The sequence below is a fragment of the Sphingomonas sp. AP28 genome, from assembly GCF_056680455.1.
In genome coordinates this window covers 21490-34278 of the sequence record NZ_JBWXQI010000005.1, presented here as the reverse complement: position 1 = coordinate 34278, position 12789 = coordinate 21490, and the positions used below count along the sequence as shown (strand labels likewise).

Genomic DNA, 12789 nt, shown 5'->3' with positions numbered 1-12789 from the left:
ATGGGACGGATGGCGTGACAGAAGCTCGATGCGATGCGCTCATCATCGGCGGCGGACCAGCGGGATTGACTGCCGCAATCTACCTTGCACGCTGTCATCGGCGCGTCATCGTGGTCGATGAGGGAAATAGCCGGGCAAAATGGATACCGCGTTCGCACAATCACGCCGGTTTTCCGGACGGGATCGCTGGTGATGATCTTCTACAACGGATGCGCGAACAGGCCGAGCGCTACGGTGCTACGGTGCTACGATTGTGACTGCCCGCATTGATGCAGTAGCGCAAAACGCCAATGACTTCGACGCTCGCGGGGTGGGAATAACCCTGTCCACGCGATCGATCCTGATCGCAACGGGTGTCGAGAACCGTCGCCCCTCGATCGACGCCGCGGCCCATCGCGACGCACTGGATCGCGGCCTGCTGCGCTACTGCCCGATCTGCGACGGTTATGAAGCGACTGGCCAGGCTATCGGTGTCATCGGTGCGGACACGCATGGCGTCGCTGAGGCGCTGTTCCTTCGCACGTTCTCCGACCGAATAACACTGGTGGCGAACGAGGATTTCGAACTCGACGCTTCCGACCGCGGCGCGCTGGAGGGGGCAGGCATCGCTTTCGCGCCAAGTGCACTCGAACAAATCGACTTTTCTGGAGAACACGTAACGCTGCGTCTAGCCGATGCGACCGAAATGCAGTTCGATACGATCTACCCGGCGTTGGGTTCGGACAGCAATAATGCTCTTGCGAAGCAGCTCGGGGTCGAGCTTAGCGATGATCGCTGTATTGTAGTTGATACCAAACAGCGCACTAGCATCTCGGGTGTTTACGCTGCTGGTGACATCGTTATGGCGCTAGATCAGATAAGCGTCGCCATGGGTCATGCAGCTATCGCCGCAACCGCTTTACATAACGACCTACGCAAGCTCGATGGCCATACCCACTGAAATAAGATTATTAGTCCTTGATAACTGCCATGGAATGAGGCTATGTTGTGACGATCAGCGAACTGCCTAATTTGACAATGAAATACTCGCCTCCGTTCATCCGCCATCCCATCCACTGGTGGGAGCTGGCGGTCCCAGCCGGCGTATGGATTGCCAGCGCGAAGATGCTATTGGCATGTGCCCGCACGTTGCGCCGGTCAGGATTTCGGCATCCAAATACTATATTTTTGCTTATTCGATTATCGAGTCGATTTTTTCGCATTGGTTTCCGGATTTGGCGGCACTTAGGAAGCAAGTGGCGCTAAACGCTGTAATGTATCTACGGCGCCGACGGGGTCCTGCAGATTGACATCCAATCGCCAGTACCAGTTCATTGTTTCAACGGATCAACACTAATCGTACATCGCACCGGCGTGCGCCCCTTGTTCGCGCGTTTTCTGCACGCCTGCAAAATAACGCGATTGGCGGTGACAATCCGGTCACCCGCCGCGATGTTAGCAAAAGCATCCGGTGCTGCGGCTTGCATAAGCCGCTGACCGGCTTCCCATTTCGGCAGGCCGAGCGTGCGCACCGCCATCCACTCGGGCACCTGCCATTTCGCCGGCAACTCGCGCGCGACGATCCCCGGCACGATCATCCATAGCAGCGCCCCGCCCAGGAACGCCCCGGCGCCGACCTGCCACAGGGTCCGGCGCTGCTCGTCCGCGCGGCGGGCATAACCACCGATGCCGTGCAAGGCGGTGGTCGCCTTGTCCATCTTCTCGCCGGCGGTCGCGATCAAGCGCCGGTCCTCATCACGGGCATGGGCGCCGGCCGCGACGATCCTGTCGGCGACATAGCGCGGCGCGACATTGTCCTCGGCCGCCTTCGCCAGCACGCCGACATTCTGCATGGTCGCGTTAAGCGCTTTCGCCATCTTCCCCAGCGTCTCGCTGTAATCGGGGAATTCCGGCACTTCGGCACGTTCAGCTGCCAGTCGCTCGACGGCGCGGCGCATCAATGCAAGCTCGCCACGCACGCCCTCGAACGCCTCCGCTGCGGCATCTAGTTCGTGATCGTCACCCATGCATTGCTTCTCCTTTTACCGCACGAAAGCACAAACCGGATCATACCCGAAGGCACGAACTCTCACCGGCTCATCCCCCGGTCCCGATCGCGCCCGCGATCAAGCGACGACGACAGGGCATCGCCGATCGCCCGCTCGCGCTCGGTTTTCAGTACCAGCTCGGGCGCGCGGGCGCGCAACGCGGATTCGAGCTGTGGGTCGCGGTGCAGGCCACCCGCGGCCTTCTCCATCCGCTCGCGCAACCGCTCGGCACCGGCGCTGTCGCCGGCCCGCTCCATGCCCGCCCGCGCCTGCTGCATCTTCTGCCAACCCTCCACGAACCGGTCCGCGCGCGCCTCCGGATCGAGCCGCACGCGCTGCTCTTCGGCCATCGCGCGCGCGGCACCGGTCGTATTGCCGCCCGCCACCTGCTCGATCAGCTTCGGGTCGCGCGCCAACGCCGATGCAAGATCACGCGCGGTATGGGGACGGCTCGCGTCCAGCGTCTCACCGGCTTTCTGCAAGGCGCTTTCCTGATGCGGCAGCACCGGCAGCCCCTTGTCGCGCATCCGGCCTATATCGCCCACGGCACGCGCATAGCGTTCGATCGCCTTGGCCTGGTCGGGCTTGCCAGCGGTCGAAAGCCCGCCGCGATCAAGCACTGGCGACGCCGCTTTCTCCAGCGGCGGTTTCGGCCGGAAGCCGGCGAACATGCCCCTGGCCTTGTCGCGGACCTTCTCGACCACCTGGCGCGCGCGTTCCGGGAACCGGATCTCGCGCCGATCGGCGAACGCGCGGGCCTGGTCCTGCTCGGGCTTGGCGTAATCGCCGGCCATGTCCTTGCCCCGCTCGCGGCTGAGCGTGCGGACAAGCTGGCGCTGATCGGCGAAGTCGTCGCGGCCATAATGGAGCTGCACGTCGTCACGATGCCGCGACATGCCGACATAGGCGCTGTGGCGGTCCATGTCGGGGGTGGCGAGGACATGCGCCCGATCGACCGTCACGCCCTGCGATTTGTGAAACGTCGCCGCATAGCCGTGATCGACATGGGCGTAATCCTTGGTGTCGAACGCGACCCCGCGCCCGTCATCGAGGCGCACCGCCATGCCCTCGGGCGATACCCGCTCGATCGTGGCGAGCGTGCCATTCTTCACCCCCATACCCCGTTCGTTACGCAGGAACATGATGCGGTCGCCGGTCGCGAACTGCCGCTCGCCACGCTCGGCCTTCACCGTCACGTCGTCGCCAAGGTCGCCGCTCGCGCGCAACCGGTCGCGCGCCTCGCCATTGAGGCTCTGCACTTCGGCGTTGGTGTGGGTGAGGATGATCCGGGTGCTTCCGGCTTCGGCCTGGCGCGCGCGATCCCACCCGTCGACCAGTTCGCCCCGCGCCTGCTCGCGGGTGTCGGCCGCGTGGACCATGCCCTTGCCGTCATAGGCGTGGATCGCTTCGCCGGTGCGCCCGGTCGCCAGCGCGCGGGTGGCGTCGCGCTGCCAGTCCTCGCGCTGCCGCCTGATCTCGGTGATCTCGGCCGCGCCGTGGCGCTCGGTGACGCTGCGGAACGCCGCGCCCGCCTCGATCGCCTGCAACTGCTCGGGGTCGCCGACCATGACAACCTTGGCCCCGGCATCGCGCGCCTGCGACAGCACCCGCTCCATCTGGCGCGAGCCGATCATGCCGGCCTCGTCCACCACCAGCACGTCCCTAGGGCTTAGCTGCTCGCGCCCCTGCCCCCATGCGTGTTCAAGACTGGCGATGGTGCGGGACCGGATGCCGGACCCGCCCTCAAGGTTCTCGGCCGCGATGCCCGACAATGCCGCGCCACGAACCGTGTAGCCCTGCCCCTCCCATGCCTCGCGCGCGACGCCCAGCATCGCAGATTTGCCGCTGCCGGCGTAGCCGACGACGGACGCCAGCCCTGCGTCGCCGGTGACGTGATCGAACGCGTCGCGCTGCTCGCGGGACAGGACAAGCCCCCGCGCCTCGGCCGCGCCGATCGCGGCGTCACGCTGCCGATCGCCGACACTGTGTTCGCCCCGGCCCGCCAGCTCGTCGCCGGCCCGCTCAAGCCGGTTCTCTACTGCAATCATGTCGCGCGACGTGAACCGCTCCTGGTCCCGCCCGTCCTTCCCCAATGCGACCAGCTCGGGCGACGCCCGTACCGCCCCCATTACCTGGTCGAACTGATCCTTGCCGTCGCTGTGGCGGAACGCGAACGTCGCAAGGTCGCGGGTGGTGAACGTCGCTTGGCTGCGCGTGATCGCGTCCAGCGCGACATTAGGATTGGCGATGATCTTCGCGCCGTTCTCACGGGCGATGCGCGTGTGATCCTCGATCCGCTCCGCCTCAAGTCCCTGCTCCGGCCGGCGCGATGCTGCGGGTCCGATCTTGTGCTGCGGCTCCAGGCCAATCCCCTGCGCCTCATAGGAGCGATGATCGATCCGACCCTCAAGCCCCAGCTCGGCCATGCGCTCGTTGACGTGCGCGCTCCACGCCTCGCGCCAGTCCTTCAACAGCTCGGTGCTGTTCCAGTCCCGGTTCTTCTTCCCGAAGCCGTCCGGTCCCACGTCGCGCATCGTCATCATCACATGCGCGTGCGGCTTCGGCGTGCCGTCCTTCGCCTTGTCCCAATGCACGTTCAGGTCTGCGACCATCCCGCGATCGACAAACTGCTTCTTCACGAAATCGCGTGCGAGCTGGACACCCTGCTTCTCGTTCATCTCGCGCGGAATCGAGAACTCCACTTCGCGGGCAAGCTGCGCGTCCTTGCGCTTCTCACCGGCCTCCACTTCGTTCCACAAGGTCGAGCGGTCGTTTAAACGCTCCGGTGCGCCCTCCGGCAACATCACCTCGGAGTGGATCACACCGGCCTTGTTGCTGAAATCGTGATCGCGGTTCAGACGGTCATCGTGCAGCTCGGACGCGGAACGATAGGCGGCGCTCGCAACGGCGCTCGATCCGTTCGCGCGGCTCACAACCTTGGCGGAAAAATGGTAGATCGCCATGATGCTCCGCACATTGCCTTACTTAGCGCACGTCGGCAACGACGTATAAGCGCGCACTCATCACTCGCTACGCTCCTCATGATTGACTTCGTGCTGCTTCCTGCTTGATCTCTCCATACACTCTGGCAAACTGCCTACAGCAGGGAGAGAATTTGATGAGCCATCCCCATAAGGGTGCGATGAAGCATCATCGCAATGAGCATATTGCCAATGCGCTGGGGATCGATGTGGGTACGCTCAGGAAGCACCCCTTCAGCGTGACGAAAACACCAGTCACAACGGCATGGCGTGAAGATGGGGTAATCTATGGCTGGCGCATTGTTTGGGAGGGGAAAGCACCGCCCGGCATCGATGTGGATGGCACAGCGGGTTCGCTGTGGTCGGATATTCCAGCTGCGTTGGAGGAACTGGATGAGGATAACTCGTGATGCGTAAGGTTCGCGATTACGATGCCGAGCTGAGGGCGCTGAACGACAAGGCTCGGTCGCTCAAGGCGAAGCGGGTCGAACAGCTCGGCCAGCTCGTTGCCGCTACAGGTGCCGATGCGCTGGATGCGCAAACCCTTACCGGCGTCCTGCTCGATGCGATTGGATCGAAAGACGCTGCGGCAAAGGAGGCGTGGCGATCGAAGGGCGCGGCGTTCTTTCAGCGGCGTGGGCGCAAAGGTGGCGGCGTTGCTGCAATCGACGGATCGGGCGCTACGATTGAACCGGGCGGCGACGCTGCGAGCGGAAGCGGCGGAACGGCGAACGGATAGCAGGAGCTGGGTCGTGCAACGTCGCGAACGAACACGCCACCTGATTGAGCTGGGCGGACTGGTCCAGAAAGCTGGCTTGGTCGAGCTGACAGACGATGATCGCGCCACCCTTTACGGCGCGTTGCTTGATCTCGCCGGGCGTGGTCGCGGCGACGATTCTGGCGATATGCTGGCGCTGTGGAAAAGACGCGGAAAACGCGCGTTCGATTCTGAGGCCGATGCACCTTCTGGCTCGCTTGCTGAGGGGTGACCCCGTGAGGGTCGATCATCATGAAGGGGGAGGATCGACCATGCGTTTTTTTTAAAAACAATGGCCTGACGATCGTGCTGCTCCTGCTGTTCGCGGCCAGCATCATCGGACATTTGCTGGCCGGATGGCAGCTCGCCAACTCCGACGCTGCTCGTCATGGTCGGCGATCCGATCGCGCACGACCATGCAGCCGCGCATTGGGACGAACTGCTGCGGCTTGCCACCTCGATCCGGACTGGGACTGTCACAGCCTCGGCGATGCTGCGCAAGCTGTCCGCCTATCCGCGCCAGAACGGTCTGGCACTGGCATTACGCGAGGTCGGGCGGCTCGAACGCTCGATCTTCATGCTCGACTGGTTGCAGGACATCGATCTGCGCAGGCGAACCCAGGCCGGGCTGAACAAGGGCGAGGCGCGCAACGCGCTTGCTCGCGCATTGTTCTTCAACCAGCTCGGCGAACTGCGCGATCGCCGGTTCGAGAACCAGTCCTACCGTGCCTCCGGCCTCAACCTGCTGGTCGCCGCGATCATCCTGTGGAACACCCGCTATCTCGAACAGGCACTGGCCGACATGGGAACGCTGGAAGACGTTGCCCGCCATATCGCACCGCTGGGCTGGGAGCATATCGCGCTCACGGGCGACTATAGCTGGGAGCGGGGCGACAGGCCGGGGCTGGGTCAGCTAAGGCCGCTTCGCACATCGCCCTCATTACTGGCCGCCTGAAACCGTCTGTGGGACCAGAATCACTCAGTTGCGGCCGTTCTCGACCTAACCGGCAATTCCTGTAAGCAAACGTGATTTGGCAACGGAGGTCTTATGCTCATCGTGCTTAGCGGTCTGCCCGGGACCGGCAAGACGACTATTGGGAAGGCGTTGGTTACCAAACGATCGGCAGCCTATGTCCGTGTTGATGAGATCGAGCACGTGCTGAGGCAACAGTCAGGATTTGCCGGCGATATCGGTGCCGCAGGCTATGTCGTTGCTTTCGCCATCGCAGCGTCGAACCTCAAGCTGGGCAACTGGGTTGTTGCCGATAGCGTCAATCCCGTCCCCGAAAGTCGGCAAGGCTGGCGTGGTGTGGCGCAAGCCATTGACGGAGCAGGCGTCTTTGAGGTCGGAATCATCTGTAGCGATGTAGACGAACATAAGCGCCGGGTAGAGGGTCGTGCACCCGACATAGAAGGTTTCAGACTTCCTACGTGGTCGTCCGTCACATCGCACGATTACGTCCCGTGGACCGAACCCCGCCTGATAGTGGACACGGCCCTTTTCAGCGCCGTGGAGGCTGTTGCTATGATTGAACAGCGGCTTGAGATGATAGCCGAGGATCGAGCGCCGTCGCCATGAGCGGACAAACCGCTTTCCAACAACTCCTGCCGTTCGCCGTTCGTTCGCGCCTAGCGTACGTAAAATTCACTTTCGTGCAGTGACCCCAAGGTGGCCTGGTCGCGCGCGCCGCCAACCGCCAGCTCGGCAAATCCGATCGCGAAGCGGCCGGCGTGCTGTCCGCCGCGCAACGCCATACCCACTTTCTCGACTCCCCGCGCATGGCGACGGTGTTGGGCGGCTCGGATTTTACGTTCGCCGGGTTGAAGGATGCGCCGGCGACGGTGTTCCTCGTGCTGCCGCCCGATCGGCTCGCCAGCTATGCGCGCTGGCTGCGGCTGATAGTCGCGCAAGCCCTGACCGAGCTGGCGCGCGCGCCGGGTCGCCCGCCCTGGCCGGTGCTGTTCCTGCTCGACGAGTTCGCGGCCCTCGGCCGTCTCGAACCGGTCGAACGCGCGATGGGACTGATGGCGGGCTATGGCGTCCAGCTCTGGCCGATCCTCCAGGACGTTCACCAGCTCCGCGCGCTATACGGGCAGCGGGCCGGCACCTTCCTGTCTAACGCAGGGGTGCTACAAGTGTTCGGGGTCAACGATCAGGACAGCGCCAAACTCGTCTCCGATCTGGCCGGGCAGGAAACCGTCGTGTTCGAGACCATGAGCCGCGCAATCGACGCGGAAGAAAGCGGCCTATCCTACGGGCAGCAGCATGTCGGCCGCGCCCTCCTCACCCCCGATGAAGTCCGGACGCTGCGCCCCGATCGCCAGCTCCTGTTCCTCGCCGGGCAGCGCCCGATCATCGCCGCCAAGCTGCGCTACTACGACGATCGCGAGTTCGCCGGGCGGTTCGATCCGGCGTGACCGGTCGCGGCCTGCTTGTTCGGCCGCAAACCAACGGGTTGATTTAAGCCCCGCTGGTGACGTTCACTGCGATCAGCACCTGGGATAGTCGAAGGCCCTTTCCCTGCCCTCCACCGCGCTCCTGACGGTCGCTGTGCAACCTTCTGGCCGCTACCTCGCCCACTTCTTTCCCGCTTAGCCAGCGGCGCTTGCGCCGCCCTTGTGATGCCGAAGGCGGCACGAAACGAAGGCGGATCGGCCATAGGCCGATTCCATTTGACCTTCTCTCGTAGGGTTCTGGGCGTACTGCTGACGTTAAAAGAATCTGTTAAATATGAATCGTTAAGTAGGTTAAGCCGCAAAAAGTGGCCATTTCCTCCTTTAGGATCAATGGGTTGCATAAGTCGGCGGTGGGTGAAAACACGTGATTCGGTGTGTGAAAACACGATAGCGCGGTGTGTGAAAACACGTATCAAAGGTGTGTGAAAACACGATAGAAACGGCTCGAAAATGCCGATCGCGGGTGTCCTGTTGGCCTTGTCGGCTCCTGATCTCAACGGGGCTGCATCGCTTCCGAGGGCGGCGGTGTGTGATAACACGATAGTTAGGAGCGTCCTGAAAGCCGGTCCATCAGGTCATCGACCTCTACGGTGCGCCGTCGATCGGCTTCCATGCGGTCGCGCCGGTCTTGCTCGGCCTGGAGCTGCTCGGAGAGTGCCAAGGCTTCTGCCTCCCCTCTCAACCGAAATAGAATGGCCGGGCTACCGTCGTTCGTTGCCACCATTTCCACCGCATAATCGGGAAGTTGGTTGGTCTCCACGATTTTGCGGAGCATCCGGTTGAACTCTTTTGGCTTGCTGTCGCTGCCGGTTTTGTCGCGCAGCACCTCCACCCGGCACGTCCACCCTCCACGCTGATTGCCAGCGTGCTTGCGCGCGATACGATAAAGCGCCCGCTCAAGCCCGCCGGTTAGCAGGAAGTAGTCGGGGTGCATGGTCAGAAGCGACCGCTCCGCCATGATTCCCTCATAGACCCAATCCGACAGGGTGATGGTCATGCCGCGAGGCTGGTCCGTTTCGGGGTCGACCTCCAACGTCCATTTGTCGAGCCAGTTGAAGCCCGCCTTGCTGCGACGTTTGGGCGCGCGGATCGACGTGGAAATGGAGGTCGTCTGCAACCGCTGTAGGGCGGCCTGGAGATCTTGATAGGCGCGACCGCTGGTGTTGCGCTTGATCGCCCGCAAAAGGTCGTAGGACGTGGTGGTAAGCGTCCTGGGCAGGTCGTTGCCCCCCTGCTCCCGCATCCGATTGAGCGCCGACGTGGCCCATATGATGATATCGGCGTCCCAGATCGTCGCCATGCCGTAGGCCGGTATCGCCTCGATCTTCACCCAGGTCGCGCCGTCCGGGCTGGTATATTCGATCGGCTTGACCCGCTTGCGTTTCTGCAAGGAAAAGAACGGCCGCTCCATCGTCTCACGCTGATCCTTGAGCGGAAGGTCGCCCATGATCGGCAGGAACAGGTCGAACTCCGGGCTAGGGTCGCGCCGCTTCTTCATGGTTCAATCCTGCACGTTTGCAGTTGTGCATATGTGCACACGTTCAAGCACGTCCGAACTGCTTGTCGGCGTCGTATTTGGCGACCAGCTCGGCGATCGCTTCGGCCAGCAATTCCTGATGGCTGCGGCGTGTCCTCGCGGCCAGAACTCGGAACGCCTCGGCGGTGGGGTCGGCCGGATCGAAGTAAGCGCCCAAGTGATATTTGCCCGGTCGTTGCCCGCTCGACCGGGGAGCGCGCGCGTCCGGTGGGGACGTTACACGCTCAGGCGAGGCGGACTCGGACTTTGCCTTTGTGGCGACCGCGGGCGCGAGGAGCGATGATCGTCGTGCCATGATATCAAGCCTTCACATTTGCAGGTGTGCAATTCTGCAATTCATGAAACAGGAATTGGCGAAGTGATGCAATCTCCTGGGCGGCTTTGCCGGACGGTTCATGCTCGGTCACGCCAAGCCCGTAGGGCCATGCTGCGCGATAGGCGCTGCGCTCCCTGATGACTGCGCGCGCGACCTTTAGCCCGGTATCCTCCGCCAGTGTCCTCGCGTCATACAGTAGCGTCGTTGCCGTAGGCGGAGCCGCATTGAGCACGACAAAGCCGGTCCTGCCGGTGCTGATGATGAGCTGGGCCGTGCGCTTGATCGCGTCGAGGTCGATAAGGGAAGGGCGGCACGGTATCAGCACGATATCGGCTCGTTGCGCGGCTGCGGCTGCCTCGGCCCCGGCTGCCGGGGGCGTGTCGATGATGGTGAGGTCGAAACCGTTTGCCTCGGCCGCGTCGATCGCCTGGTTCAAGCGGCGCGCGCTGATCGGCTCTACATGGGGTAGCTCGGCCTCGCGGCGCTCGCTCCACGCCGTCGCGCTTTCCTGTGGGTCAAGGTCGAACAGGGCCGTCCTGATGCCTGCCGCCTGCGCCGCAACCGCCAGATTGACCGCAAGCGTCGTTTTGCCGACGCCACCTTTTTGCGCTGCAAGTGTGATTATATGCACGTGTGCACACCTTCAATATTGAAGACATGATAATATGCAGATTGGCAGGATCGCACAACCTTTCTTGTAGCCGGTCTAAAAGGCCGGCCTCAGGGCTGGGCGGGCGGGACAACAACACGGCCGCCTCGGCGGCCTCTCTGTTCGCGCGAGCGATCGTAGCCCGTCAGGGGCGAGACGCCAGCATGGCGGCTCGATCGGAGCTGCCAAGCGGAGATAGAGCGCGGCCCGCTCGGGCGCGTCCACCCTTGACGATCGGCTCAATGGTAACATATATGGAACCGATGGTGCTAAAGGAGTATAAGGACGGGGAAGGGCGAAGCCCGTTCGGACTCTGGTTTGCCGCGCTGGATGCGGTAGCCGCCGCAAAGGTGACGGTGGCGCTGAACAAGGTCGAACGTGGCGCGCTTTCCAACGTCAAACCGGTGGGAGAGGGCGTCTCGGAATACAGGATCGATTTCGGGCCTGGCTATCGCGTCTATTTCGGCATGGACGGCCAAACCCTCGTCATTCTCCTGAGTGGGGGCACGAAGAAGCGGCAGCAGCGTGACATCGACACCGCCAAGTCGCTGTGGGCGGACTACAAGGCGCGGAGGAAAGGAAGATCGTGATGGCTCTCACTCGCAACTTCAAGGATACTGTGCGCGCCCGTGTTCAAGCGGACTCGGCGTTTCGCTCGGCGCTCCTCACCGAAGCCGTCAATGCCTTCCTCCTCGGTGATATCGACACGGGAAAGGCGGTCTTGCGCGACTACATCAAGGCGACGGTAGGTTTCGAGGAACTGGCCGAACAAACCGGACGACCGTCCAAGAGCCTGATGCGGATGTTCAGCCCGGCGGGCAATCCCGCTGCTGACAATCTGTTTTCGGTCATCAGCACACTGCAACGCGCATCGGGTGTAACACTGGAAGTTCGCGCCACGTAATTTGAACCCGAAAGCGGTAACTTTCCTCTTTCGTTCTGCTGCTGTCTGACTCATAGAATCGTCATGCCGATCGCGCGCGAACATCGCTGGCTCTATCCGATCGACTGGCGCGAACTGTCAAACCTCATCCGGTTCCGGCGCGCGAAGGGGCGTTGCGAGCATTGCCGTCGCCCCCACGGCCGCGACGTGCTGCACTTAGGGAATGGCGTCTGGTGGGACGCGGACGCCGCGACCTGGCGCGACGGGCAGGGCAGGGAGCTTCGCCGGCTGCCGTCGCCAGACGAGCTGGCGCGGGCGCAACCGGGTCTCGCCGGCATCGACCCGCCTGCTCATCTTCGGATCACGCGCGTGGCCCTCGCCAGCGCGCATCTGAACCATGATCCCGGCGACAACCGGCCGCGCAACCTCGCGGCGCTCTGCCAGCGCTGCCACATGGTCCACGACGCCACTGAACATCGCCGACGCCGTTGGCTCAACGCCTTCCGGCTACGTGCGATCGGCGACCTATTCGCCTGACTGCCGGGCCGCAAGGCCAGGCGCTAACGGTTGGGTGGGTGGGACAAAGACGCGGCCGTCGAACGAAGGCCTCCACCTAAGCCGGTTGGCTAAGCGAGCTGCGCCCGCCCGGTATGTGGCGATAGAGCGTCGACGGCTGCACGCCAATCTGATGTGCGACCTCCTCGACGGTGATGGTCGGATCGGCGAGCATCGCTTTGGCTCGCTTGATCTCGGCAGGCCCCATCGCCGGCTTGCGCCCACCACGCCGCCCCAAGGCCCGCGCCTGGGCAAGCCCGGCATGGGTGCGCTCCAAGGTCAACTCCCGCTCGAACTCGGCGACGGCCGCGAAGACGTGGAACACGAGCCGCCCGCCGGGGCTGGTAGTGTCGATCGCCTGGGTTAGCACCTTTAGGCCGATCTCGCGCTTGGCGAGATCCTCGGCCGTCTCCACGAGCTGCCGGACGGAGCGTGCGAGCCGGTCCAATTTCCACACCGCCAGCGTATCGCCGGCGCGGAGATAGTCGAGCGCGGCACGCAACTCCGGCCGATCGCGCTGCGCGCCCGACGCCTTCTCGGTGAACACCTTCTCGCACCCGGCTTCGCGGAGCGCATTAAGCTGTAGGGCAGGGGACTGATCCCTGGTGGACACGCGCGCATAGCCTG

Annotated in this window: 15 protein-coding genes and 2 pseudogenes; 11 read left to right on the top strand and 6 right to left on the bottom strand. The window is 63.3% G+C overall.

The window, feature by feature from the left end; translation table 11 throughout:
• Positions 1 to 14: 14 nt before the first annotated feature.
• Together AC1MH0_RS23660 and AC1MH0_RS23655 are read left to right on the top strand one after the other, a co-directional pair.
• Positions 15 to 257 carry an NAD(P)/FAD-dependent oxidoreductase gene (locus AC1MH0_RS23660; RefSeq protein WP_321164096.1) on the top strand — a complete coding sequence of 81 codons (243 nt, stop codon included), beginning with the start codon at positions 15 to 17 and terminating at the stop codon, positions 255 to 257.
• A complete protein-coding gene (locus AC1MH0_RS23655) occupies positions 254 to 940 on the top strand; it encodes an NAD(P)/FAD-dependent oxidoreductase (protein WP_321164095.1) in 687 nt (228 codons plus the stop codon). The genes AC1MH0_RS23660 and AC1MH0_RS23655 overlap by 4 nt, the downstream gene beginning before the upstream one ends.
• Positions 941 to 1310: 370 nt before the next feature.
• Here the strand turns inward: AC1MH0_RS23655 and AC1MH0_RS23650 are convergent, their stop codons facing one another.
• Together AC1MH0_RS23650 and traA are read right to left on the bottom strand one after the other, a co-directional pair.
• The gene (locus AC1MH0_RS23650; RefSeq protein WP_183937714.1) at positions 1311 to 2006 is read right to left on the bottom strand and encodes a DUF6118 family protein; all 696 of its coding nucleotides are present in this window, start codon (positions 2004 to 2006) and stop codon (positions 1311 to 1313) included.
• Between the two features lie 62 nt (positions 2007 to 2068).
• Positions 2069 to 4990, bottom strand: coding sequence for a Ti-type conjugative transfer relaxase TraA (traA, locus tag AC1MH0_RS23645; RefSeq protein ID WP_480966475.1), 2922 nt, complete (start codon positions 4988 to 4990; stop codon positions 2069 to 2071).
• Positions 4991 to 5145: 155 nt separating this feature from the next.
• Here traA and AC1MH0_RS23640 point away from each other — a divergent pair, with 155 nt between their 5' ends.
• From AC1MH0_RS23640 to AC1MH0_RS23615, 6 genes and pseudogenes are all read left to right on the top strand, one after another.
• Entirely contained in the window at positions 5146 to 5418 is a 273-nt protein-coding gene (locus AC1MH0_RS23640; RefSeq protein WP_156360282.1) for a hypothetical protein, read from the top strand.
• A complete protein-coding gene (locus AC1MH0_RS23635; RefSeq protein ID WP_056405867.1) occupies positions 5418 to 5747 on the top strand; it encodes a conjugal transfer protein TraD in 330 nt (109 codons plus the stop codon). Before AC1MH0_RS23640 ends, AC1MH0_RS23635 begins: the two co-directional genes overlap by 1 nt.
• 13 nt (positions 5748 to 5760) lie before the next feature.
• Positions 5761 to 5997 carry a conjugal transfer protein TraD gene (locus AC1MH0_RS23630; protein WP_082446661.1) on the top strand — a complete coding sequence of 79 codons (237 nt, stop codon included), beginning with the start codon at positions 5761 to 5763 and terminating at the stop codon, positions 5995 to 5997.
• A 120-nt stretch (positions 5998 to 6117) separates the two neighbouring features.
• Positions 6118 to 6720: pseudogene (locus AC1MH0_RS23625) on the top strand (Tn3 family transposase); the annotation flags it as partial.
• A 93-nt stretch (positions 6721 to 6813) separates the two neighbouring features.
• On the top strand, positions 6814 to 7344 hold the full coding sequence (locus AC1MH0_RS23620; protein WP_056405863.1) for a P-loop nucleotide/nucleoside kinase family protein: 531 nt from the start codon (positions 6814 to 6816) through the stop codon (positions 7342 to 7344).
• Positions 7345 to 7433: 89 nt separating this feature from the next.
• Positions 7434 to 8183: pseudogene (locus tag AC1MH0_RS23615) on the top strand (type IV secretory system conjugative DNA transfer family protein); the annotation flags it as partial.
• 583 nt (positions 8184 to 8766) lie between these two features.
• Here the strand turns inward: AC1MH0_RS23615 and AC1MH0_RS23610 are convergent.
• Genes AC1MH0_RS23610 through AC1MH0_RS23600 form a run of 3 tightly spaced genes read right to left on the bottom strand, consistent with a single transcriptional unit; the run spans position 8767 to position 10706 of the window.
• Positions 8767 to 9720 (bottom strand): replication initiator protein A, encoded by a 954-nt coding sequence (locus tag AC1MH0_RS23610; protein WP_056060039.1) that lies wholly within the window; start codon positions 9718 to 9720, stop codon positions 8767 to 8769.
• A 43-nt stretch (positions 9721 to 9763) separates the two neighbouring features.
• Entirely contained in the window at positions 9764 to 10054 is a 291-nt protein-coding gene (locus tag AC1MH0_RS23605) for a ribbon-helix-helix domain-containing protein (protein ID WP_311725827.1), read from the bottom strand.
• A 4-nt stretch (positions 10055 to 10058) separates the two neighbouring features.
• A complete protein-coding gene (locus tag AC1MH0_RS23600; protein ID WP_056060036.1) occupies positions 10059 to 10706 on the bottom strand; it encodes a ParA family protein in 648 nt (215 codons plus the stop codon).
• Between the two features lie 281 nt (positions 10707 to 10987).
• Here AC1MH0_RS23600 and AC1MH0_RS23595 point away from each other — a divergent pair, with 281 nt between their 5' ends.
• The 3 genes from AC1MH0_RS23595 to AC1MH0_RS23585 all read left to right on the top strand — a co-directional run bounded on the left by AC1MH0_RS23595 (position 10988) and on the right by AC1MH0_RS23585 (position 12144).
• Positions 10988 to 11314: a type II toxin-antitoxin system RelE/ParE family toxin gene (locus AC1MH0_RS23595; protein WP_056060099.1), complete on the top strand. Its 327-nt coding sequence runs from the start codon at positions 10988 to 10990 to the stop codon at positions 11312 to 11314.
• Positions 11314 to 11628, top strand: a complete 315-nt coding sequence (locus AC1MH0_RS23590; RefSeq protein ID WP_056060032.1) for a helix-turn-helix domain-containing transcriptional regulator — start codon at positions 11314 to 11316, stop codon at positions 11626 to 11628. The genes AC1MH0_RS23595 and AC1MH0_RS23590 overlap by 1 nt, the downstream gene beginning before the upstream one ends.
• Before the next feature lie 63 nt (positions 11629 to 11691).
• On the top strand, positions 11692 to 12144 hold the full coding sequence (locus tag AC1MH0_RS23585; protein ID WP_056060030.1) for a hypothetical protein: 453 nt from the start codon (positions 11692 to 11694) through the stop codon (positions 12142 to 12144).
• A 76-nt stretch (positions 12145 to 12220) separates the two neighbouring features.
• On the opposite strand, the gene AC1MH0_RS23580 is transcribed toward AC1MH0_RS23585, so the two are convergent.
• Positions 12221 to 12775, bottom strand: a complete 555-nt coding sequence (locus tag AC1MH0_RS23580) for a recombinase family protein (RefSeq protein WP_480966474.1) — start codon at positions 12773 to 12775, stop codon at positions 12221 to 12223.
• Positions 12776 to 12789 lie beyond the last annotated feature (14 nt).

Coding starts and splice junctions, on each gene's coding strand:
- AC1MH0_RS23650 (WP_183937714.1), bottom strand. CDS start 2,006: ATGGGTGACGATCACGAACTAGATGCCGCAGCGGAGGCGTTCGAGGGC.
- traA (WP_480966475.1), bottom strand. CDS start 4,990: ATGGCGATCTACCATTTTTCCGCCAAGGTTGTGAGCCGCGCGAACGGA.
- AC1MH0_RS23640 (WP_156360282.1), top strand. CDS start 5,146: ATGAGCCATCCCCATAAGGGTGCGATGAAGCATCATCGCAATGAGCAT.
- AC1MH0_RS23635 (WP_056405867.1), top strand. CDS start 5,418: ATGCGTAAGGTTCGCGATTACGATGCCGAGCTGAGGGCGCTGAACGAC.
- AC1MH0_RS23620 (WP_056405863.1), top strand. CDS start 6,814: ATGCTCATCGTGCTTAGCGGTCTGCCCGGGACCGGCAAGACGACTATT.
- AC1MH0_RS23610 (WP_056060039.1), bottom strand. CDS start 9,720: ATGAAGAAGCGGCGCGACCCTAGCCCGGAGTTCGACCTGTTCCTGCCG.
- AC1MH0_RS23605 (WP_311725827.1), bottom strand. CDS start 10,054: ATGGCACGACGATCATCGCTCCTCGCGCCCGCGGTCGCCACAAAGGCA.
- AC1MH0_RS23595 (WP_056060099.1), top strand. CDS start 10,988: ATGGTGCTAAAGGAGTATAAGGACGGGGAAGGGCGAAGCCCGTTCGGA.
- AC1MH0_RS23590 (WP_056060032.1), top strand. CDS start 11,314: ATGGCTCTCACTCGCAACTTCAAGGATACTGTGCGCGCCCGTGTTCAA.
- AC1MH0_RS23585 (WP_056060030.1), top strand. CDS start 11,692: ATGCCGATCGCGCGCGAACATCGCTGGCTCTATCCGATCGACTGGCGC.